24 protein-coding genes are annotated in these 20,686 nt (G+C 70.2%); 11 read left to right on the top strand and 13 right to left on the bottom strand.

The features are described from left to right. Positions 1–91 precede the first annotated feature (91 nt). Both AKJ13_RS24470 and AKJ13_RS24465 read right to left on the bottom strand, forming a co-directional pair. Positions 92–1,294, bottom strand: coding sequence for an NAD(P)/FAD-dependent oxidoreductase (locus tag AKJ13_RS24470; protein ID WP_050735711.1), 1,203 nt, complete (start codon positions 1,292–1,294; stop codon positions 92–94). 204 nt (positions 1,295–1,498) lie between these two features. Continuing rightward, positions 1,499–2,383 (bottom strand): LysR substrate-binding domain-containing protein, encoded by an 885-nt coding sequence (locus AKJ13_RS24465; RefSeq protein WP_082317113.1) that lies wholly within the window; start codon positions 2,381–2,383, stop codon positions 1,499–1,501. Between the two features lie 594 nt (positions 2,384–2,977). Here AKJ13_RS24465 and AKJ13_RS24460 point away from each other — a divergent pair. Together AKJ13_RS24460 and AKJ13_RS24455 are read left to right on the top strand one after the other, a co-directional pair. Continuing rightward, entirely contained in the window at positions 2,978–4,171 is a 1,194-nt protein-coding gene (locus AKJ13_RS24460) for an HD domain-containing phosphohydrolase (protein ID WP_244471719.1), read from the top strand. 196 nt (positions 4,172–4,367) lie between these two features. Then, complete coding sequence (locus AKJ13_RS24455) at positions 4,368–5,393, top strand: histone deacetylase family protein (RefSeq protein WP_050735709.1); 1,026 nt, start codon at positions 4,368–4,370, stop codon at positions 5,391–5,393. A 28-nt stretch (positions 5,394–5,421) separates the two neighbouring features. On the opposite strand, the gene AKJ13_RS24450 is transcribed toward AKJ13_RS24455, so the two are convergent. Both AKJ13_RS24450 and AKJ13_RS24445 read right to left on the bottom strand, forming a co-directional pair. Continuing rightward, positions 5,422–6,123: a cell cycle transcriptional regulator TrcR gene (locus AKJ13_RS24450; protein ID WP_050735708.1), complete on the bottom strand. Its 702-nt coding sequence runs from the start codon at positions 6,121–6,123 to the stop codon at positions 5,422–5,424. Between the two features lie 462 nt (positions 6,124–6,585). Continuing rightward, positions 6,586–7,629: an ABC transporter substrate-binding protein gene (locus AKJ13_RS24445; protein ID WP_050735707.1), complete on the bottom strand. Its 1,044-nt coding sequence runs from the start codon at positions 7,627–7,629 to the stop codon at positions 6,586–6,588. A 167-nt stretch (positions 7,630–7,796) separates the two neighbouring features. Between AKJ13_RS24445 and AKJ13_RS24440 the strand changes: the two genes are divergently transcribed. Next, the gene (locus AKJ13_RS24440) at positions 7,797–9,473 is read left to right on the top strand and encodes a cache domain-containing protein (RefSeq protein WP_050735706.1); all 1,677 of its coding nucleotides are present in this window, start codon (positions 7,797–7,799) and stop codon (positions 9,471–9,473) included. Positions 9,474–9,570: 97 nt separating this feature from the next. Here the strand turns inward: AKJ13_RS24440 and AKJ13_RS24435 are convergent, their stop codons facing one another. After that, a complete protein-coding gene (locus AKJ13_RS24435) occupies positions 9,571–10,197 on the bottom strand; it encodes a TetR-like C-terminal domain-containing protein (protein WP_050735705.1) in 627 nt (208 codons plus the stop codon). Positions 10,198–10,300: 103 nt separating this feature from the next. On the opposite strand from AKJ13_RS24435, the gene AKJ13_RS24430 reads away from it, so the two are divergent. Together AKJ13_RS24430 and AKJ13_RS24425 are read left to right on the top strand one after the other, a co-directional pair. Next, positions 10,301–10,975, top strand: coding sequence for a PspA/IM30 family protein (locus AKJ13_RS24430; protein ID WP_050735704.1), 675 nt, complete (start codon positions 10,301–10,303; stop codon positions 10,973–10,975). 39 nt (positions 10,976–11,014) lie between these two features. Beyond that, positions 11,015–11,290, top strand: coding sequence for a YiaA/YiaB family inner membrane protein (locus AKJ13_RS24425; protein WP_007563059.1), 276 nt, complete (start codon positions 11,015–11,017; stop codon positions 11,288–11,290). A 27-nt stretch (positions 11,291–11,317) separates the two neighbouring features. Here the strand turns inward: AKJ13_RS24425 and AKJ13_RS24420 are convergent, their stop codons facing one another. The 3 genes from AKJ13_RS24420 to AKJ13_RS24410 all read right to left on the bottom strand — a co-directional run bounded on the left by AKJ13_RS24420 (position 11,318) and on the right by AKJ13_RS24410 (position 13,664). After that, positions 11,318–12,247 carry a hypothetical protein gene (locus AKJ13_RS24420; RefSeq protein WP_244471714.1) on the bottom strand — a complete coding sequence of 310 codons (930 nt, stop codon included), beginning with the start codon at positions 12,245–12,247 and terminating at the stop codon, positions 11,318–11,320. A 72-nt stretch (positions 12,248–12,319) separates the two neighbouring features. Continuing rightward, a complete protein-coding gene (locus AKJ13_RS24415; RefSeq protein WP_050735703.1) occupies positions 12,320–13,264 on the bottom strand; it encodes a ribose-phosphate pyrophosphokinase in 945 nt (314 codons plus the stop codon). Between the two features lie 163 nt (positions 13,265–13,427). Further along, positions 13,428–13,664 (bottom strand): DUF4170 domain-containing protein, encoded by a 237-nt coding sequence (locus tag AKJ13_RS24410; RefSeq protein ID WP_007563053.1) that lies wholly within the window; start codon positions 13,662–13,664, stop codon positions 13,428–13,430. Positions 13,665–13,928: 264 nt separating this feature from the next. On the opposite strand from AKJ13_RS24410, the gene AKJ13_RS24405 reads away from it, so the two are divergent. Beyond that, positions 13,929–14,315 carry a hypothetical protein gene (locus AKJ13_RS24405; protein WP_244471713.1) on the top strand — a complete coding sequence of 129 codons (387 nt, stop codon included), beginning with the start codon at positions 13,929–13,931 and terminating at the stop codon, positions 14,313–14,315. Between the two features lie 282 nt (positions 14,316–14,597). Here the strand turns inward: AKJ13_RS24405 and AKJ13_RS24400 are convergent, their stop codons facing one another. Further along, complete coding sequence (locus AKJ13_RS24400) at positions 14,598–14,858, bottom strand: hypothetical protein (RefSeq protein WP_050735701.1); 261 nt, start codon at positions 14,856–14,858, stop codon at positions 14,598–14,600. Continuing rightward, on the bottom strand, positions 14,858–15,583 hold the full coding sequence (locus tag AKJ13_RS24395) for a Crp/Fnr family transcriptional regulator (RefSeq protein ID WP_050735700.1): 726 nt from the start codon (positions 15,581–15,583) through the stop codon (positions 14,858–14,860). Before AKJ13_RS24395 ends, AKJ13_RS24400 begins: the two co-directional genes overlap by 1 nt. Before the next feature lie 381 nt (positions 15,584–15,964). Here AKJ13_RS24395 and AKJ13_RS24390 point away from each other — a divergent pair, with 381 nt between their 5' ends. The 5 genes from AKJ13_RS24390 (at position 15,965) to AKJ13_RS24375 (ending at position 18,635) form a co-directional block, all read left to right on the top strand. Further along, a complete protein-coding gene (locus AKJ13_RS24390; RefSeq protein ID WP_050735699.1) occupies positions 15,965–16,711 on the top strand; it encodes a Crp/Fnr family transcriptional regulator in 747 nt (248 codons plus the stop codon). A gap of 59 nt (positions 16,712–16,770) precedes the next feature. After that, on the top strand, positions 16,771–16,953 hold the full coding sequence (locus AKJ13_RS24385) for a hypothetical protein (protein ID WP_348270972.1): 183 nt from the start codon (positions 16,771–16,773) through the stop codon (positions 16,951–16,953). A 187-nt stretch (positions 16,954–17,140) separates the two neighbouring features. After that, complete coding sequence (locus AKJ13_RS30800) at positions 17,141–17,398, top strand: hypothetical protein (RefSeq protein ID WP_082317112.1); 258 nt, start codon at positions 17,141–17,143, stop codon at positions 17,396–17,398. A gap of 365 nt (positions 17,399–17,763) precedes the next feature. Beyond that, entirely contained in the window at positions 17,764–18,171 is a 408-nt protein-coding gene (locus AKJ13_RS24380; RefSeq protein WP_050735697.1) for a hypothetical protein, read from the top strand. A gap of 254 nt (positions 18,172–18,425) precedes the next feature. Continuing rightward, positions 18,426–18,635: a DUF1488 domain-containing protein gene (locus AKJ13_RS24375; protein ID WP_144426372.1), complete on the top strand. Its 210-nt coding sequence runs from the start codon at positions 18,426–18,428 to the stop codon at positions 18,633–18,635. Positions 18,636–18,849: 214 nt separating this feature from the next. Here AKJ13_RS24375 and AKJ13_RS24370 read toward each other — a convergent pair whose 3' ends face one another. From AKJ13_RS24370 to AKJ13_RS24360, 3 genes are all read right to left on the bottom strand, one after another. Next, on the bottom strand, positions 18,850–19,086 hold the full coding sequence (locus AKJ13_RS24370; RefSeq protein WP_050735695.1) for a hypothetical protein: 237 nt from the start codon (positions 19,084–19,086) through the stop codon (positions 18,850–18,852). Further along, on the bottom strand, positions 19,083–19,610 hold the full coding sequence (locus AKJ13_RS24365; RefSeq protein ID WP_050735694.1) for a hypothetical protein: 528 nt from the start codon (positions 19,608–19,610) through the stop codon (positions 19,083–19,085). Before AKJ13_RS24365 ends, AKJ13_RS24370 begins: the two co-directional genes overlap by 4 nt. A 144-nt stretch (positions 19,611–19,754) precedes the next feature. Continuing rightward, positions 19,755–20,654, bottom strand: a complete 900-nt coding sequence (locus AKJ13_RS24360; RefSeq protein ID WP_050735693.1) for a LysR family transcriptional regulator — start codon at positions 20,652–20,654, stop codon at positions 19,755–19,757. Positions 20,655–20,686 lie beyond the last annotated feature (32 nt).

Raw genomic sequence — 20,686 nt, 5'->3', positions numbered from 1 at the left:
CGCGCCGCGACGAAGGCCCGCGGGGCGCGATCGGGTTTCCGAAGGGCGAGCCCTTCGGCGGGTTGTCAGGGCGGAGCCCTGACCAAGCTGGTTACAGTCCGATCGGCAGCAATCCGGGCGCCAGAGCCGCGGCGGCCCTGGGTCCGTCCTTCGCCATGCGGATCGCCGTGCGGGCGAGCCGGTTGCGCAGGCGCCGGGCCCGCCAGAGCGCGCCCGTCTCCACGGCGAGGCCGCGGGCGTAGACGCTCGCGCGCAGGCTGCGCGCGTCGCAGGCCTGCTTGACCGGGTCGGCATAGAAGGCCGCAATCTTCTCGCGGCCCATGCCGGGGCTGGCGAGCCAGGCCGGCACGTGGACCCGGGCGAGCCGGTCGGCATCGGTCAGCAGCTTGCCGATCCCGGTGCCGGGGATCGGGCAGGCGGTCTGGAAGGCGTCGCCGATCAGCACCAGCCCGTCCCGCTCCACCCCCTCGGCCCGGGCGAGGTCGATCGGCCGGATTTCGAGGGGCCCGGCCACGGACAGGTCCGGGCAATGCTGCGCCAGACGGGGCATCATCGCCCGCAGGGTCGCCTCCGGGTCCTGGCGCAGGGACGCGACCCAGGGCTCGCCGGGGTCGCGGTAGCAGAACAGGTTCGCCCGCATCACGTCCCCGATCGGGAACAGGGTCAGGTAGGCGTCGCGGGCGCCGAACCCTTCGGCGAAGTAGGTCATGGCCGGGAACGGGAAGTCGCCCCGGGGCGCCGCCATGTCGAAGCCGACCGCCAGGGAGTGGCGCGGGCTCAGCGCCCGCTTGGTGATGCCGGCCTTGGCGAGCAGCGCGTGGCCGAGACCGGTGGCGAGTACGACGAGGCGCGCCTCGATCCGGCGCCCGTCGCTCAAGGTGAGCGCCTGGCGCTCGGGTCCGAGATCGAGATCGGCGACCCGGCCGGGCACCAGCAGCCCGTCGGGCAGGGCGGCCCGGGCGGCCCCGACCAGCACGGGGTAATGCGCGCCCCATTCGCGGGCGGCCTCCCGGTAGGCGAGGCGTCCGTAGCGGACCACCGCGACCTCCTCGGTCGCCGTCGTGCAGGCGGCGAGCGCCCGGCCGAACCCGAGGCCCTCGAACAGGGCCATCTGGTCGGCCCCGAATTTCTCCGCCCGGAAGTCGCGGCGCGCCGCACCGCGTTCGGCCTGGGCATCGATCAGCGCGATCCGGGTCCCGGCGCGGGCGAGCGCCCCGGCCAGGCAGCTCCCGGCCAGCCCGGCCCCGATCACGGCCACGTCGTAGCTGTCCGCCCCGCTGCCCATCGCTGTCATCTGTGAAGTTGTCCCGCCCGCGACGTCAGGATCTCAACGTGCGAAAACGCAGACATGCCAGCGATCATGGTTTCCGTAAAGCACGTACGTAATTTTCCAGCACCCGGAGACGGCGATCTACATGACCGCGTCGGCGACCTCATCTTCTGATTGAAGCCCCGCACCTTATACCGATCTCTCGGCCGCCTCCGATCTGCCCTGCGCTTACGCGCGCAGCTGCGCCACGAAGGCGCGCATGAACGGCGGCAGGCCGTCGAGGTCGCGCAGGCACAGGGTCAGGTCGCGGCGCGCCCAGGCATCGGAGAGGGGCACCACCGCGATGGCGAGGCCCTGCGCTGCGCGCGCGGCCGCGCTCTCGGGCAGCACCGCGAGACCGACCCGGGCCTCGACCAGGCGGCAGACGGCGTCGAAGCCGCGCAGCTGCACGCGCAGGCGCATCGGCCGCCCCTCCCGCACCGCCTGGGCGACCAGGAACCGGCTGATCGCGCTGCGCCGGTCGAGGCCGACGAGGTCCTGGCCGAGCACCTCGGCGAAGGCGATGTCGGTGTGCGCCGCCAGGGGATGGTCCCGGGCCGCCACCAGCACGAACCGGTCCTCCCGGAACGGGAAGGTCTGGAGCGAGCCGGTATCGACCGTGCCGGACAGGATGCCGAGATCGGCTGCGCCCTCGGCCACCAGCCCGACGATCTCCTCGGAGGTGCGCTCCTCGATCTCGACCCCGATCCCGGGATGGGTGGCCAGGAAGGCCGAGAGCGCGTCGGGCAGGAACTCGGTCAGCGCGTTGGTGTTCGCCAGGACCCGGATCTGCCCGACCGCGCCGCCCGAGAACACCGCCATCTCCTCGCGCAGGCGCTCGACGCCCGCCAGCACCTCCCGGGCATGGGCCAGGAGCGTACGCCCGGCCGGGGTCGGGCTGACGCCCTGCCGCCCCCGGGTCAGGAGCGCGGCGCCGAGGGATTCCTCCATCAGCCGGATCCGCGTCGAGGCCGCCGCCAGAGCGAGATTCGCCCGCGCGGCCCCGTGGGTGATCGAACCGGCCTCGACCACGTGCCGGAACAGGCCGAGATCGACGAGATCGAACCGCATCATCGCCGGAGGCCTCTCCCGGGCATCGCATCGCCCGGACCATCCATCTCTCGGCGACAGCCCGGGACGGTATCGCCGCCCGGCCGGCCTGTCAGCGCCCCGCGGCAGGCGCGGCGCGCGGAGCGGTCCCGCAGCACGAGAGGCGACGGCGCCGGCGTCGAACCGGAAACGTCAATATCGAAGCTCAGACACCGGAATAGCCGATCGATATCATCCGTAATCGCACCACCATGATTCGGAAATCTAAGCTTTACCGCGAATTCACGAAATTTATTCCAAACAATTCGCTCTCTATATCCAGCATATATTGAAAAACAGACCCGCACGCGAGCCGGAGATCATTTACTCCCCTTTAACGTGCAATATTCCAAATGTATCGCATAGCCGGCGAGACCTTCCACATCGAGGACGGCAGCTTCACCCGCGATCGTCACCGGATCGGACCATGACCGCTCTCAGTCTTCTGGATCCGTCTTCGGCCCCCCGCTGCGCCGGCCGCCGGGCTCGCGTGATCGCGGCCCTGGCGGCCGGCGCAGCCTCGACCTCCTGCCCTTCCCGCGTCGGGCACGGGCCCGCGGAGCGAGACGACACGCCATGATGGACGCGCTCCTGGTTGACGACAGCGCGACCATGCGCCTGCGGCTGCGGCAGATGCTGGAAGCCAAGCCCGACGTCAGCGTCACCGACTATGCCGACCCGGCCGCGGCCCTCGTCGAGGCGCAGATGCGCGCCTTCGATCTCGTTCTGGTCGATTATTACATGCCCACGATGGACGGGATCGCGTTCATCCAGCAGATGCGCACCATCCCGCATTACGCCCAGGTGCCCATCGCGATGGTCACCAGCGACATCTCGGACGCGGTGCGGCTCGCCGCCCTGGAGGCGGGGGCGACCGATTTCCTCGACAAGTCCATGCGGGGCGTCGAGCAGACCGTGCGGCTGCGCAACCTGATCCGCCTCGCCAAGGCGGTGCGGCGGCTGGCCGAGCAGGCCGCCTGGCTCGACGGCGAGGTCGAGGCCGCCCTGCGGCACATGCGCGAGCGGGAGGAGGAGATCATCTTCCGCCTGTCGCTGGCGGTCGAGTACCGCGACAACGACACCGGCGACCACACCTGGCGGGTGGCCCGCTACAGCCAGATCGTGGCCGAGGCGCTCGGCCTGCCGGCGGAGGTCTGCCGCAACCTGTACCTCGCCGCGCCGCTGCACGATGTCGGCAAGGTGGCGATCCCGGACGGCATCCTGCTGAAGCCCGGCCGGCTCGACCCGGACGAGTTCGCCCTGATCAAGACGCACGCGACCATCGGCCAGCGCATCCTGGGCGGCAGCACCTCCGAGCTGATCCGGCTGGCCGCCGAGATCGCCGAGGCGCATCACGAGAAGTGGGACGGGAGCGGCTATCCGAAGGGCCTCGCCGGTCCCCAGATCCCGCTCTCCGCCCGGATCGTCGCCGTGGCGGACGTGTTCGACGCCCTGACCACGCAGCGGCCCTACAAGGAGGCGATGCCGTTCGAGGCGGCCCTGGACTGCATCCGGGCCGATAGCGGCCGCCATTTCGATCCGGCCTGCGTCGAGGCCTTCTGCGCACGCTGGCCGGACGTCCGCGTGGCCGGCGGCCAGGAGCGGGCCGCCGGCTGGCGGGGCGCCCACGCCGTCACCGAGCCCTGGGCCCGGGTGCCGACCCTGCTGCGCGAGATCGCCTCCGAGACGCCCGTCCTCCCGGGCCGGTTCGCCGACGGCCCCAACGCCCGCCCCGCTTGGGAGGAAGCCCCGGCTCTCCGGCGCCACGGATGAGCGCGCGGGCGCGGTCGCTGAGCACGATTCATCCGTGAAAACCTCGGATTTAAAAGGTCCGGGACCATTGCGAGCCCGGTCCATCGGGGCTCCGCCCCGAGACCCCGCCAAAGGGCCGAGCCCTTTGGGAACCCGGACTTCAAGCCGCGATCCGAAGGCGGGTGACGCGCGGCGCCGGGGCGCCTAACCTGCGTCCATGCGCGTCTTCCACACCACCGCCTCCGCCCGGCACGATCCCGAACTGTACCTGCGGCGGGGCACGCCGATCCCGCATCCCGAGCAGGCCTCCCGCTACGCCATCCTGCACGCGGCGGCCCGGGACGGCGGCCACGCCCTCGCGGAGCCCACCGATCACGGCCTCGACCCGATCCGGGCGGTGCACGATGCCGGCTACGTCGCGTTCCTGGCCGAGGCCTGGGATCGCCGGGCGGAGATCCCGGGCATCGCCGACGAGATCCTCACCGGCAGCTTCGCCCGGCCGCAGATGCACCGGACGCCCGCCAGCCTGCTCGGGCGCGTCGGCCTCTACACCGCCGACACCTCGACGCCGATCCGGGCCGGAACCTGGGCGGCGGTCTACGGCGCGGCGCAATGCGCCGTCGCGGCCGCCGATGCCGCGCTGGAGGCCGGCCACGCCTATGCCCTGTGCCGGCCGCCGGGCCATCACGCCTACGCGGATTCGGCGGGCGGCTTCTGCTTCCTCAACAACAGTGGGATCGCGGCGCAGCGGATGCTGGCCTCTGCCGGCGGCCCCGTGGCGATCCTCGACATCGACGTGCATCACGGCAACGGCACGCAGGGCATCTTCTACGCCAACGGGGACGTGCTCACGGTCTCGGTCCACGCCGACCCGTCGGACTATTTCCCGTTCTATGCCGGCTATGCCGACGAGACCGGGGCGGGGGCCGGCACCGGCCTCAACCGCAACCTGCCGCTGCCGCCGGGCTCCGGCGACGGCCCGTGGCTCGCGGCCGTGGAGGTCGGGCTCGCCGCGGTCGCGGCGCTCAAGCCCCGGGGACTGGTGGTGGCTCTGGGCCTCGACGCCGCCGCGGACGATCCGATCGGCGTGCTCACGGTGACCCAAGCGGGCTTCGCCGCCGCAGCGCAGCGGATCGCGCTGGCCGGGCTGCCCACCGCGATCGTCCAAGAGGGCGGGTACCTCTGCCCGGCCCTGCCGGAGAACCTGACGGCCTTCCTGGCGGCTTTCGACGCGGCACGCTGAGCTAGGCTTGACGCGCCGCGACGGCGTCCTACTCCTCGTCGTCCTCGTCCTGGTGCCGGCCCTTGAGCTTGGCGAAGACCGAATCGGCGTCGATCCGCTCCTCGCGGCCGCCATGCTCAGCCGTCTCCTCGGGCTCGGGCGCCGTCGAGACCTCGGTGGGCAGGAGCGAGGCGCCGGATTCGGCAGCCAGGGCGGCCGGGCGGTCGGCCGCCGCGCGCTGGACCTCGAAGTCGAGGTTGATCTGGGTGGTCAGGCCCAGAGTCACCGGATCCATCGGCTGGAGCGAGCCGGAATTCCAGTGGGTGCGCTCGCGGATCTGCTGGATCGTCGACTTGGTGGTCCCCACCAGGCGGATGATCTGCGAATCCTTCAGCTCGGGGTGGTTGCGCAGCAGCCACAGGATGGCGTTGGGCCGGTCCTGGCGGCGGGAGAGGGGGGTGTAGCGCGGGCCCTTGGTGGTGCGCTTCACCTCCGGCAGCTTCACCTTCGAGACGGCCGGCTTGAGCTTGTAGTGCGGCGCCTTCTGGGCCTTCTCGATCTCGTCGCGGGTGAGCTGGCCGGTGGAGACCGGATCGAGCCCCTTGATGCCGGCCGCGACCTCGCCGTCTGCGATGCCCTTCACCTCGAGCGGGTGCAGCTTGCAGAAGTCGGCGATCTGCTCGAAGGCCAGGGAGGTGTTCTCGACCAGCCAGACGGCGGTCGCCTTCGGCATCAGCGGACCCTGCGACATGTGCTCTCGTGCTCCGGCCTGGCGGGACGGGGGCCGGGCACCGGGCCGCGGGCTCCGGATGCAGATCCGGAAGTCCCGTCTCACGCTGTTGAATGGGGATGGCTCACTATAGGGCCGCCCGGGGTGGGGCGCAATCGCGGGTTCGGCGGTTCGGGGGTCCCGGGCACCGATTAACCGGCACCAGCGGCCAAGCGACAAACAGGCTGTGAGCCTGACCGACTCACCCGCGAAGGCCGCACGCGGCCGGCAGTGCAGAGAATGATCTTCTCTCTGGCGGTCTCCAGAAGAGCAAACGGCGCGTGGAGCTTCCGACTCCGCCTCGCCGTTCACCCGCTGTTCTGGAGTTGGCTAAACCCTGACGGGTAACTGCCAGGGATCGGCGGTGCCTGCCGCCGATCCCACGTCCCAATATCGCGTGGCCCCCAACCGGCAACAACGTCCGCGCGGGAAGACCAGCAGCCCCTACTTCCCCGGCAGCCCGTGCACGATCGGGAAGAACGTGTCCTTCCAGTCCTTCGGCTCGGCCTTGATGGTCTTCATCGCGTAGAAGTGCCGGGCCTGGAGCATGATCCCGTACGGCGTGGTGGAGAAGGTCGTGCCCGGCTCCTTCATGATCGCCACCAGCGTCTCGGGGGGCGTCTTGTCGTTGGTGGCGGTGACGTAGTCCTTGGCGGCCTGGAGCGGGTCCTTGGCGATTTCGGCATTCGCCTCGTCGATGGCGGCCACGATGGCGGCGGCGAGCTTGGGGTTGCGGTTGAACCAGCCGGTGCGGGCGTAGAAGATCGCGTTGCTCACCGGCTCGCCGACCAGCTCGTAGGAGTTGAGCACCGCGTGGATCGCCGGGTCCTGCAGCTCGCGCTGCTGGAACGGCGGCAGAGAGAAGTGGCTGTTGACCTCGTTCTGCGGGCTGGCGAGCGCCGCCACCGCATCGGGATGGCCGAGCTGGACGGTCAGCGGATCGAGCCGGGTCGCCCCGTCCGGCCCGAACGCCTTCTTGGCGGCGATCTGGAGCAGCACCGCCTGGGTCGAGACCTTCACGGAGGGTAGGGCGATCTTGTCCTTGCCGGAGAAGTCGCTGAGCGTCTTCACGGCCGGATTGCGGGTGAGCAGCAGCATCGGCGTGCTGCCGACGCCGCACAGCCCCTTCACGTCGCCGCGGGTCCGGTCGTTGAGCAGCAGCATGTTGGTGGAGCCGCTGTCGACGATGTCGATATTGCCCGACAGGAGCGCGTCGTTGCCGGCGGCGCCGCTGGTCAGGTTCACCCACTCAACCGTGACGTCACCGAGGCCGGCCGCCTTGGCGTGCTTCTCGATCAGCTTGTGCTGCTCGGCGAGCACCGCCGGCAGGTAGACGAAGCCGGGCTGCCGGCTGATCCGGACCTTGGCGTCGTCGGCCCGGGCCGGGGCGGCCATCGCCAGCCCCGCCAGCACGAGGGCGGCCGGTCCCGCCCGGACGAGGCGACGGCAGATTCCCAGAAGCGAATCCGCCCGCGGCGTGCGCACCATGTCGTTCCTCCCTTGGCCCGCCGGCTTCTCGTCCGGCTCCGGGCTTTCGTTGCCCGCGAGTGGACAGCCTCATGCCCCCGAGCGCAAGGCCCGGCACCGCCTTCACGGCGCGCTAACGCCGAAGCTGTAAACTCCCGGCTTTTTATTCATGTCGTCCGGGGGGGCTCGTGAAAATCGGAATCGGGGCAAAACTTCACACGATCACGGCCACTGCGCTGGTCGGCGTCGCGGTGGTCTCTTGCATCGGCTTGCTCAACCTGAAATCGCAGGTTGAGCAGGATCGCATGGCCAAGACCCGCAACCTGACGGACGTGGCCTATGGCGTGGCGGCCTATTTCGAGGGCGAGGAGCGGGCCGGGCGGCTGTCGCGGGCCGACGCCCAGGGGGCCGCGATCCGGGCCGTGAAGACCCTGCGCTACGACGACCAGGAATACTTCTGGATCAACGACATGCAGCCCCGCATGGTGGCGCATCCGATGAAGCCCGAGCTCGAGGGCAAGGACCTCGCCGGGGTGCAGGATCCGACGGGCAAGTACCTGTTCCGGGACTTCGTCGACCTCGCCAAGCAGAAGGGACAGGGCTTCGTCGATTATCACTGGCCCAAGGCCGGGTCCGAGGCACCGGTCCCGAAGCTGTCCTACGTCCGCGGCTTCGCCCCCTGGGGCTGGGTGATCGGCACCGGCATCTATGCCGACGACACCGCCGCGATCCTGTGGGATGCGGCCTGGCGGGCGGCGGCCGGGATGCTGGTGGTGATCGCCCTGATCGCCCTGCTGGCGGCGCTGATCGGCCGCCGGGTGACGCGACCGCTCCTGGCCCTGAACCAGGCCATGCACCGCCTCGCGGCGGGCGACACCGCCGCCGCGGTGCCCGAGCGCGGCCGCAGCGACGAGATCGGCACGATGGCGGGCGCCGTGCAGGTGTTCAAGGACGCGCTGATCGCCAAGGCCGAGGCGGATGCCCGCGCCGCCGGCGAAGCCGAGGGCGCCGCCCGCCGCGCCGCCTCCCTCGACCGCCTGACCCGGGCCTTCGAGACCCGGGCGGGCGCGCTGAGCCGGGGCCTCGCGGCGGCGGCGTCCGAGCTCGAAGTCACCGCTCAGGCGATGACCGCCACGGCCGCGCGCGGCACCGAGCGTTCGGGCGCGGTCACCGCCCAGGCGGCCGGGACCTCGGCCGACGTCCAGACCGCGGCGGCGGCCACCGAGGAGATGTCGGCCTCGGTCCAGGAGATCGCTGGGCAGGTGCATCGGACATCGGAGATTGCCGGCCGGGCGGCCGAGACCGCCCGCCAGGGCGAGGCGACCGTGCGGGCGCTCGCCGATGGCACCGAGCGGATCGGCGACGTGGTCGCCCTCATCTCCGGCATCGCGGCGCAAACCAACCTGTTGGCCTTGAACGCAACCATCGAAGCCGCCCGCGCCGGCGAGGCCGGCCGCGGCTTCGCGGTGGTCGCCACGGAGGTGAAGGAGCTGGCCAGCCAGACCGCCAAGGCCACCGACGACATCGCCACCCAGATCGGCCGGATCCAGGGTGAGACCCGGCAGGCCGTGGCGGCGATCAGCGAGGTCGGCCAGACCATCGAGGAGATGCGCAGCATCGCGGTCGGGGTCGCGGCCGCCATGGAGGAGCAGAACGCCGCGATCCAGGAGATCGTGCGCGGGGTGGTGAGCGCCGCCTCCGGGGCCCAGGCGGTGTCCGGCAGCATCGCCGACCTGCGCCAGGGCGCCGACGAGACCGGGATCGCCTCCGAGCAGGTGCTGGCCGCCGCCCGCGACCTCACCCGCGGCTCCGACGACCTCGACCAGACCGTCAAGGCGTTCCTGGCTGAGGTGAAAGCCGCGTAAGCGACCGGAAGACCGGGTTCCCGGAGGGCTCGGCCCTTCGGCGGGGCATCGGGGCGGTGCCCCGATCGCTCGAGCCGAGTACTGCCCGGGGAAGGCTTCAGCCGGCCGAAAAGCCCCGCACCACCGCCCGCACCAGGGCGTCGATCATCGGCCGGACATCCGCAGCCCCGAGGGGCCCGAGTCCGCCGAGATCGGCCAGGTAGGTCATGCCGTGGACGCTCGACCAGAGCGCCCGGGCCATCACCGGGATCGCATCCTCGGCGAGCTGGCCGCCGTCGCGCAGCACGCCCTCCAGGATCCCGAACAGGGCCGCGATATCGGCCTGGACCGAGGCGGGTGCCTCCACCGTGCGCCGCTCGAAGATCGCCACCCAGGCGAAATGGTTCTGCGCCGCGAAGCCCAGATAGGCATCGGCCAGGCACAGGAGCCGCGCATCGGTCTCCCGGGACGGGCAGGCGGACAGCGCCGCCGCCAGGGCGTCCCGCAGGCGGCGCATCGTGATGGCGTTCGCCTCCAGCCGCAACAGCTCCAGGCTGTCGAACTGGGTGTAGACCGAGCCGACCGCGGTGCCGGCCCGCTCGGCGACCGCCCGCGCGGTCAGCGCCCCGGGCCCGCCCGCATCCAGGATCGCCACCGCGGCCGCGATCAGCGCCTGGCGGTCCGCCTGACGGTCGGTCTGCCCCTTGCGGGGACGGCCCCGCAGTTTTTTCTGAACGTCGTTCATTAAATGCCTTGCCGAGCTCGTCGGGTCGTGCTTATGTGTTTCATGAACGGCGTTCAATAAATTCCGGACCGGGTCCGGTGCGCCGCTCCCGGGGTGAACCGTGATGAGGACCCTCTCTCTCCTGATGCGCGGCGCGATCGCCGACAACGCCCAGGCGCTCCACGATGCCAACGCGGTGACGATCCTGCGCCAGCAGATCCGGGACGCGGCCGGCGCCCTGGCGACGGCCCGGCGCGAACTCGCCGTCGCCATGGCCTACCACGCCGCCGAGGCGCGCGCGCTGGACGCGATCGGCGCCCGGATCGAGACCCTGTCGGACGGGGCACGCCGGGCGCTGGCCGACGGGCGCGAGGATCTCGGCAGCGAGGCGGCGGTCCACATCGCCGCCCTGGAGGACGAGCGCTCCGACCGGCGGGCCGCCGCCGCCCGCTTCGCCGCCGAGATCGAGCGGCTCAAGCGCCTGGTCGGGCAGGGCGGCGAGCGGCTGCGGGACCTCGACCGCGGGCTCCAGACCGCCCGGACCACCGAGGCGCTGCGGCGGGCGGGGCTCGAGGGGCGCCGGGTCACGGCCCTGTCGGCGGGCGCCCTCGGCGAGGCCGAGCGGACGCTGGCGCGCCTGCGCGAGGCCCAGGCTGCCGAGGCGGATGTCGCCGAGGCCCTGGCGGGCCTGGAGGCCGAGGCGGCGTCCGGGATCGAGGCCGACCTCGACGCCGCCGGCTACGGCCGCCCGCGCACCGATCCGCGGGCGGTGCTCGACCGCCTCCGGGCCCAGGCCTGACCCACCGCGTTCGCCACCCGAGCGACAGGAGCACGACCGATGATGCCGCAGATGCCCCACACCGCCGCCTGGAAGACCTTCACGCTGGTAAGCTTCACCGCCGCCGCCGCGATGCTGGCGATCGGGATCTTCTTCCTGCCCGCCGATATCTGGATCAAGGGCTACCTCGCCATGGCGGCGCTCTTCCTCACCGGCACGACCTTCACCCTCGCCAAGACCCTGCGCGACGAGCACGAGGCGAGCCGGCTGATCAACAAGATCGAGGATGCCGCCGCGGAGCGGGTCCTGCGCGAGGCCGTGCCGGGCCGGCTCTGACGGCGGCCTGTCGGAGCCGGGGCCGTCTCAGGCCTCGGCCGCCAGGAACGCCGCGACGGCCTCCGAGAATTCCGGGGTGCGCAGGTAGCCGTAGGATTTGTGCCGGTTCTCGGTGCCGTCCGGCCGCCGATAGGCGTTGATCACCGGCACGTCCCGGACCCGCACCCCGGCGGCGTTGGGCGGATAGATCGCGGCGAGGTCGTCGCCCACCGTGGCGATGTCCTGCCGGTCCATCAGGTTGGTCCAGGCCGTGACCGCTTCGGGCACGCGCAGGTCGCCGTGCTCGGCGGCGAGGGTCAGCTTCAGCTCGGCGAGCGCCAGCGGCGAGCCGAGGGTGACCAGGGTGCAGCGGGGCAGGGCGGTTCCGTTCCGCTCGGCGGCCCGGAGCACGTCGTAGGCGATCAGCCCGCCCATCGAATGCGCGGCGATCAGCACGTCGCGATCGGCCGCCTCCGTCAGGGCCTCCAGCAGGCGCGCGCGGGCGGCGGCGCGGAACGCGGCGTCCTCGTGATAGCCCCAGAGGTCGTCGAGGCGGTGCTCCAGGATCAGGTCGTCGACCGGGGTGAGCCCGGTGGCTTCCTGCAGGTGCGAGAGGCCGCGATAGATCCGGTCGGTGAGCGTCGGCGCCGCCTGGTCGGGATCGTCCACCGGAGAGGGGAACGGGCCGGTGCCGGGATCGGGGCTGTAGGGCTCGCGGTTGCGCCCGCCGGCCAGGGGCTCGGGGTAGCGCAGATCCGCCCAGTACACGAACGTGAACGGCACCTCGGGCGGCGCGGCGCCGCGGTTGCGGGCGAGGCCTTCGAGGATCGCCGCGCGCCACCAGGCAGCCTTCTCATCCCGGGGTGGCTTGTTGGCGAGCCCGTGGATGCCGATGAGTGTCGTCCGACCCAGTGCCCGCCCTCCCGGATCGGCGATGCGTCCGCACCGGGAGGTAGCGCCGAAATCCGTCGTCGGCACTGCGACGAATGCTGCGCCGGCTGCCCATCGCGTCGACGGAGTGCCGCGCGTCCCTGCGCAGAGACGGCGCGGTCAGTCGAACAGGCTCGAGACGCTGGCCTCGGTGGCGGTCCGGCCGATCGCCTCGCCGAGCAGCGGCGCGATCGTCGCCACCCGGATGTTGCGGGCGAGCTTGACGGCCTGGGTCGGCTGGATCGAATCGGTGATCACCAGCTCCTTCATCCGCGAGGCGGCGATGCGCGAGACCGCGCCGCCGGACAGCACGCCATGGGTGATGTAGGCCGAGACGTCCCGGGCACCGGCCTTGAGCAGGGCCTCGGCGGCGTTGACCAGGGTGCCGCCCGAATCGACGATGTCGTCGACCAGGATGCAGGAGCGGCCCTCGACCTCGCCGATGATGTTCATCACCTCGGATTCGCCGGGGCGCTCGCGGCGCTTGTCGACGATGGCGAGCGGGCAATCGATCCGCTTGGCGATGGCGCGGGCGCGCACGACGCCGCCGACATCGGGGGAGACCACCATGCGGTCGGCGCTCGGCAGCCGCTCCTTGATGTCGCGCACCATCACGGGGGCGGCGAACAGGTTGTCGGTGGGGATGTCGAAGAAGCCCTGGATCTGGCCGGCATGGAGGTCGAGGGTCAGGACGCGGTCGGCCCCGGCCTCTGTGATCAGGTTCGCCACCAGCTTGGCCGAGATCGGGGTCCGGCCCGAGGTGCGCCGGTCCTGCCGGGCGTAGCCGAAATACGGGATCACCGCCGTGATGCGCCGGGCCGAGGACCGACGCGCCGCGTCGATCATGATCAGCAGCTCCATCAGGTGGTCGTTGGCCGGGAACGAGGTCGACTGGACGATGAACACGTCCTCGCCGCGCACGTTCTCCTGGAGCTCGACGAAGATCTCCATGTCGGCAAACCGCCGGACCATGCACTTCGCCAGCGGCAATTCGAGATAGGCGGCGATCGCCTCGGCCAAGGGCCGGCTCGCGTTGCCGGCGATGATCTTGATCGAGGATTTCATGACGTCCGCCCACTCGCGGCCGAGCTTCGCGCCGCGCTCCGAATACCGGCCCGCACCGGGCCGGATGGATCTGATGACGGGCGAGGCTCTTAGCAGCGGGCCGGAAGTGTCACAATGCCTTCACGGGCGCACCGCACAGGCGCGCGCCCGGCTCGCCCCGGCCTCAGGCGACCGGCGGCTCCAGCAGCCGGTGCAGGTGGACCACGAAATACCGGGTCTGCGCGCTGTCGACGGTGGCCTGCGCCTTGGCCCGCCAGGCGGCCTGCGCGGAGGCGTAGTCCGGGAAGATGCCGACGATGTCGAGGCCCTTGATGTCCCGGAACCGGACGCCGTCGAGGTCCTGCAACTCACCACCGAAGACCAGATGGAGCTTCTGGTCGCTATCGATCGTCGTCGCCATGACCTCTCCTTCACGTCCCGCCCGCGGCGCCCCGGATGTCCGGCGCCGGCGATTCCATCGCGGGCTTCATCGACGGTTTCGCGGCCGGCCGCAACCGCGTGCGTGCAGCACCGCCGCGGCGTCGGCGCGGGTACGACACCGCCCGGTCTCCGTGCTAGATTCGCCGGCCGATCCGCCGGTCCGGCGCCCCGGTCCCGCACGGTGCGTCCGAAGAGCCGGATTCCCCTGTGCCGCGTCATGCGTTAGGGGCGGCCGATGACACGCATGCCACTTCGCGTCGCCGTTCTCGCCCTCGGCCTCTGCGCCCTGCCGGCGCTGGGCCAGCCGGCCAAGGCGCCGGCCCGCTCCGGCCCGGACCGGAAGGGCGCCGGGCCGGGGACCGGACAGGTGATCGGCTGCCCCTCGCTGGCCAATTACCGGATGCTGATGCACGACGGCGCCGCCGCGGCGGCCGCCCTGCTGGCCGATCCCAAGGCGGACCATCTCGGCTGCACCCTGGTGACCCGCAGCGAGATCACCGGCCTGGTCGACCGGGTGACCCTGGGCGACCGGAGCTACGAATGCGCCGGCCTGCCGACCACCACGGCCTGCCACTGGATGGAGGCGGGGGCGGCCGCGCGGCCCGCCACGGCGGGCGCCCCCAAGCGCTGAGGACCGCGCAGCGCCCCAAGTCGGAACTCAACCCGCTTGGCCGTTTGAAGGGCTGCTTGGGATGGATTTCTGCCGGTCCGCTTCGGGGCGGCAAAGCGTGGAAGCGGACGTCGACTTTCCTCCCGCTCACGACCGTTTGTGGAAGTTCGGAAGGTTCGCTTCAAGGTGCCTGACGAGAGCAGCCCTTCTAGCCGTGTCAGTGGATTTGAGACGATCGGCATTCTGGCGACGGAGCTGCAAACTGGTCGTCGGCCGACCCTGTTGAGAGGACGCAGACCGCGGTCAATCCCACTCCTCCAGCTCGGCGACCGTGTCGCTGAACGGCACCGTGAGCACGGGCTGACCGTCCGCATCCACGATCTCGAACGCGCACACCAGCCAGTCGCGGATCATCGCCAGACGCTCGCGCGCGATCATGGTCCGCGCCGTGGCCAGCGCATGCTCCCGCGCGGCGTTCACGTCCGCGAGCTCATCGCCTTCCGGATCCACCGCCAGCCCAGCCGGGCCCGGGCGATACCGCACGTTGAAGAAATACCGCGGCATCACGCGGCCTCGATCAGGCGGGCGAACTCGGCCTCGGGCAGCCCGTAGCTGCCATCGGCCACTTCTATCAGCGCTTCACGGTTCAGGATCGTGATCTGCCCGCGCCGAGCCTTGATCAGCTGATGGCCCTCCAGCGCCTGCACCGCCAGGGTCGCGCTCGATCGGGTCACGCCCAGCATGATCGACAGGAACTCATGGGTGAGGCGGATCTCGTCGCCGTCGAGCCGGTCGTGGCACATCAGCAGCCAGCGGGCGAGGCGCGTGTCCAGTTCGTAGGAGGCGTTGGCGAAGGCGGTCTGGGCCGTCTGGACGAACTGCACATAGATCGAGCGTTGCAGGAGCTTGTTCAGGCTGGGGCTCCGGCGGACGGCGGCGGTCAGCGCCGAGGTCTCGATCCGCAACATCTCGCCAGCGGCCTGGACGAAATGATCATGCGGCGTGCGATCTACGCTCAGTAGCGCGGGCATGATGCCGACCACCCCTTCACGGCCGATGAGACCGACCTCGACGTGGTTGGTGCGGCCGGAGCCGGCGCTCAGCGAGGTGATCGAGCCGAACCCGATCTCGGGGAAGTACAGCTGTTGGATCGGCTCATGTGGCTTGATTAGCGGCTGCCGCAGTTCGGTGGGGATCAGCTCCAGGTGCGGCTGCAGCAATGCGAAGTCGTCGGGCGAGAGCGCCTTCAACAGGCGATTGCGGACGGTGGATTGATGAGGCTGAGGCACGGCCCTGCTCCCGGTTGGGGCAAGAGCACGAACGGTCTCCCAAGCGCCTGATGCCAAAAAGATTAAAGGCGATGACGCTAATATGGCGCGTGAGGCCCAGACATACAACACCAATCGTTGCCGGATCGAGAGCGAACATGTGCTATGTTCGACACAACACCGAATGCAAACTGCCGTTTTTCTTCTTCAGCGGCAGGAGGCTGGGAAGCGCGAGAACTGTTCGACGCTATACCAAACCCGCGATCCCGGCGCGTAATTAACATGCATTATGATCGTTCGCCCCCATTGCGTTACCGTGCCGTTCATTATCAGCGGATCCGACACAGGTGCTGGTGACTGGGAGAGCCGTGCGTTTCCGCCTGCAATGCATGGTGAAGCGATATGCCGCCAGCCTCCAATCAGCACGCCACAGCCAGGCTCATCCGTAAGTTGGAGAGCATCGCCACTCTTACGGACGAGGAACGTCAGGCCATCGAACGCCTGCCGGTCAGGGTTCAAACTCTTGAGGCCCGGCAGGACATCGTGCGCGACGGCGACAAGCCCTCGAATTGCTGCCTGATCCTCGACGGCTGGGCGTGCCGGTACAAGCTGCTGAACGAGGGCAAGCGGCAGATCTTCTCGTTCCACATCCCCGGCGACATCCCGGACCTGCAGAGTCTGCACGTCCCGACGATGGACCACAGCCTCGCCACCGTGACGAAGGTCACCGTGGCCTTCATCCCGCACGAGAGCATGCGTGAGCTCACCACACGCTACCCCGGCATCGCATCGCTGTTCTGGCGCGACACCTTGATCGACGCGGGAGTATTCCGCGAGTGGATGGTCGGCATGGGCCGGCGCTCGGCGTTCGAGCATGTCGCGCACCTGTTCTGCGAGCTTTACCTCAAGCTGCAGGCCGTTGGGCTGGCCGGGAACTACCGCTGCCCGTTGCCGCTTACGCAAATCGATCTCGCCGACGCGCTCGGGCTCACCTCCGTGCACGTCAACCGCGTGCTCCAGGAGATGCGTGGCCGGGCCTTGATCACGCTCCGGAGCCAGACGCTGGTGATCGAGGCCTGGGACGAACTTCTGCGTGTCGCCGAATTTGACCCGACGTACCTCCAGCTGGACAAGCGAGCGGCGGGCTGAGCCTGCGTCTACAGCCGGTACAGGTCGCCACCGCCAGTCTCGACACCGAGAGCCAACTGGTGTTCGCGGACGGGTTCCTCGTCGCCGTGCTGGTGCACCTCTCGGACGACCACGGGGATTTGGCTGGGATGTGGTTCCTGGAGGCGGGGTTCGGCCGCGTCAATGATCCCTGTCCACCCATGTTCGCCGACCTTGACGAGGCACAGGGCTGGATCGAGCAAAGGCTGGCACGCGCGGCCTAGCCTTGATCCGAACTTAGCGCTCTCGCTCGCAAAGGCTAAGCTCATGGGTTGAGCGGCCCAGATATCGGCAGAATTGTGTGCGGCATCAAACGCAGATCACGAACGCCTCTTCGGACTAACTTACGCGAGTGCGCACCCGGAGCAATCATCCCAAAAATCAATCCGACTTCCTTTTGAGGCAGGGCGCATGCGGCAAGATATCATTCAAGCCCCGGATTTCTGGGATGAACTTGAGCGCAATATCACCGTCAAGGTTGATGCAGCGCTGGGCAAAGGTCAAACGACGCGATCGGCCCTAGCGACATACCTGCGTGATCTCGAGATCAAAGCGCGTAGCGAGAGCGGCCGCCGACAGACCATCCAGATCATCGCCTCTGGGCGAAGCCTCCTGGGGGATCGAACGCGGGTTGGCCCGAGCGATGGCCCGTTCTCGCGTACTTCGTGAACCGGACGAGGATTGTATGAGCGAACAGGCGTTCGCGATCCTGCTAGAGCCATTCCCGATCGCGTTGCGATCGGGAATGGCTCTAAGCCTTTGATTTGGCGCGCTCGCTTGCGCCGAACCGGTATCCACTTCGACGGCGAGCGCTCTAGCCTCGGCCTTCACCTTCGGCTGTGCAGCCGTCTACGAGATACGGAGCTTCGCCCGCGAGACGACCGGGATCCTATGTCGGATCGCGCTCCCCCCTTGGGCCTTTCGTAGCTCTGCTGGTGACAGCCCAGGAGGAGAAAGAAAGCGGTCACGGGAAGGCAGGTCCGCCCATCGCGCATCAATCCCTGCGATAGGCGAGCCATCGGAGGCAGCGCGCGATGGCCGGATCCTTCAAGGCGCCTCAACCTGCCGGTGATGGTGCGGACGCCTTCACCGAACACCTCACCAGATGCGGCGTCCCGTGGTCTCTCGCGCACGCGCTCAGCCCTTGGATGTCGGTCGTCGACCGCGTCGGGCCCGGCATGACGCCCTGGCTGCGCGAGACGACGAGGCTAACAGTTCTGGCGCAGCGCGAATGGACGGAACCGACGACACAGATCGAGGAGGCCCTAGAAAGAGCCAGGGCTGCGTCGGAAGCTTTGGCGGCGGCAATCGATGGCCCAGATGGCCGTGATGACGTGTACAAGCAGCGCGCGGCTGCACGTGCGGCGCTGTACGATCTCGTGGCAGCGCTCAGGCAGGCAGTGCCGAGCGCGTGGACGATTGCGCATGGGCTAGGAAGGTAGCGGTCCAGCATCCTCGTCCATGATGGCGACCGCGCGAGGTCTGCGGATCTCAGCACCGGCATCGCAGGACAGGGTGTTGCTCGGCCGGTAGCGCAGACTATCCGCACCTAGGGGCTCGCAGGGCGTCCGGTGCGTGCGTCGCGCCGGTTAGGTCGAAACTCAACCGCATGGTTCGGATCAACGGTGGGAAACAGGCCATGCCGCTCGATAGATCTCAGTGCGGCACCCCGAGGGTGGAGAGGGGCGGAACGTACTTGCGTTGGGTTATGCGGGACGGCGACGATGCCGTCACCTGCCGCATTCTTGCCGACACGCTGCGTGAGCTTTTCGACGGGCCGGACGCCGATGCCGTCGACCTGTTCCTTGGCAATCAATCCGAAGTCGAGCAGGCCGCACAGGAGCGCTACGCGGCGATGGGGGCGCCAGACGGGGTCGTCGAGCTTGAACACATCGACTTCATCTGAGGCCAACCGAGTCGGATGATCAGCTTGAACGTCAAGCTCGCTGTCGGCTTCTGAGCAGCCGTCCAACGACGGCTCGAAACCCCGAGCCGAAGATGCCGGAGGGCTGACGAGCGGTCGCTTTGGAGAAGCGCCCACGACGGTCCGGGCGGCCGGGCTGGGTCGAAACCCGCCCCCCAAATGGTCAAGCTGGTTGCGTTCTGACCCGAAAACGGCCTCAGCGCAGGTGGCCGCTGGCGCGCAGGTCCCGCTCCACCGCCTCGTGGACGGCCTGCAGCGGGTTGTCGTTGATCGCGGCCGGCGGGAGCAGCGGCTTCATCGGGCCGGGGCGTGGGTCGTGGTCGAGCCGGACCAACGGCTCCGCGCGGGCGGGGCGCGACGGCCAGCGGGCGGCGAGCCTGCGCAGGGCCGCCTGCGCGCCGGGCGGGAGGAGGGGGAGCAGCGTATCGATCATGGGGAACGGGTCGGGGCGGTTCGACGCGGCAGCGCCCGGCGCATCGAGCGGGTCTCGGGGAAACGGATCGGGCGGTCCGCCGTTCCGCCCCGACCGAGGTGCGCCAGGTCGGGCAGGAATTGGGGGTCGGTCAGCGCGGCCGCCAGCAGAGCGAGCAGGCCGAGATGCAGGCCCGCCGCCGCGATCGGGAGGGCCTGGACGGACAAGAGCCCGATCGCGCCCGCCGCGATGAGCGGCGGCCCAACGACGTAGACCGGCCTACGCCACGGGCCGGCCGGCCGGGCGAGACGCCAGAAGCAGGCCGCGAAGGCCGCCAGCGCGAACCCGCCCTTGATCAGCGCCATGAAGCGGATCACCCGCACCAGATCGGGATCGAGGGCGCCGCCGGGGGCCCGGGCCGCGAGGGCGCCGGCGCCCAGGACGGCGGCGGCCGTCAGCAGGACGAGCGCCCCGCGCGCGGAGCGTGATCGGCCGGACGCGCAATCCGCGGCGGCGGGCAGGCCGAAACGTGCCAGACCCTGCATGGGCGATCTCCCGGGCGAACGCGGCGGCGAGTCCAAGACGACGCTTCGGGCCGTTCCGCAGAGGCACCCGCACGGAGAGGGGACCCGCGTCACATCCGGCGTCGTACGAATCCGGCCGCCCGCCGGTAAGCGGGGCAGGGCGCCTCACGGCTCCGGCCAGGCGGCGCTCGACCGGTAGGAGCGCTTCAGGAAGTCGATGAAGGCCCGAGTCTTGGCCGGGACGAAGGCACGGCTGGGATAGACCGCGTAGATGCCCGCCTGGGCCGCGGCCGTGTAGGCGGGCAGCACCACCTCCAGCAGGCCGCTGCGCAGCTCGGCGTGCACGTCCCAGGTGGAGCGCAGGGCGATGCCGAGACCGCCGATCACCGCCTCGCGCACCACCTCGTTGGAATGGGTGCGCAGGGGCCCGGCGGCGCTGACCGTGCAGGGCCCGTCCGGCCCGACCAGGCGCCAGGGGTTCTGGTTCTCAGTGGCCAGGCAAACATGGTTGCGCAGGTCGTCGGGGCCGGCGGGGCGCCCCGCCGCGTCGAGATAACTGGGCCGCGCGCAGAGGACCCGGCGCACCGGGGCGAGGCGCACCGCGGTGAGCCCGGAACTCTCCAGGGTGCCGACCCGGATCGCGAGATCGTAGCCGCGCTCGACGATCGGCTCGAAATCGTCGCTGAGCTCGAGGTTCAGGACGAGGTCGGGATGGAGCGCGAAGAAGGCACTCAGGTGCGGGACGATGTGCAGCCGGCCGAACGAGCTGGGCGCCGTCACCCGCAGGGTCCCCCGGGCCCGGGAGGCCCGCTGCGAGACCAGGGTCTCGGCCTCCGCGATGGCGTCGACGATCGGGGCGATCCGCTGGAAGAATTCCTGGCCGACATCGGTGGGCGCCACCCGCCGCGTGGTCCGGTGCAGCAGCCGCACCGCCAGCCGCTCCTCCAGCCGCTTCAGCCGTTTCGAGACCACCGCCACCGACAAGCCGAGCTCGGACCCGGCCTGGGTCAGGCTGCCGGCCCGGACCACCCGGGCGAAGATCTCCAGGTCGCTGTGGTCTTGCATCGGCGGTGGGACCCGCATTCTCAACGCATCGG

The organism is Methylobacterium sp. ARG-1, assembly GCF_001262595.1.
Lineage (GTDB): Bacteria > Pseudomonadota > Alphaproteobacteria > Rhizobiales > Beijerinckiaceae > Methylobacterium > Methylobacterium brachiatum.
Note: the sequence above shows the minus strand (reverse complement) of the source record. Positions and strands in the feature narration are given on the sequence as shown.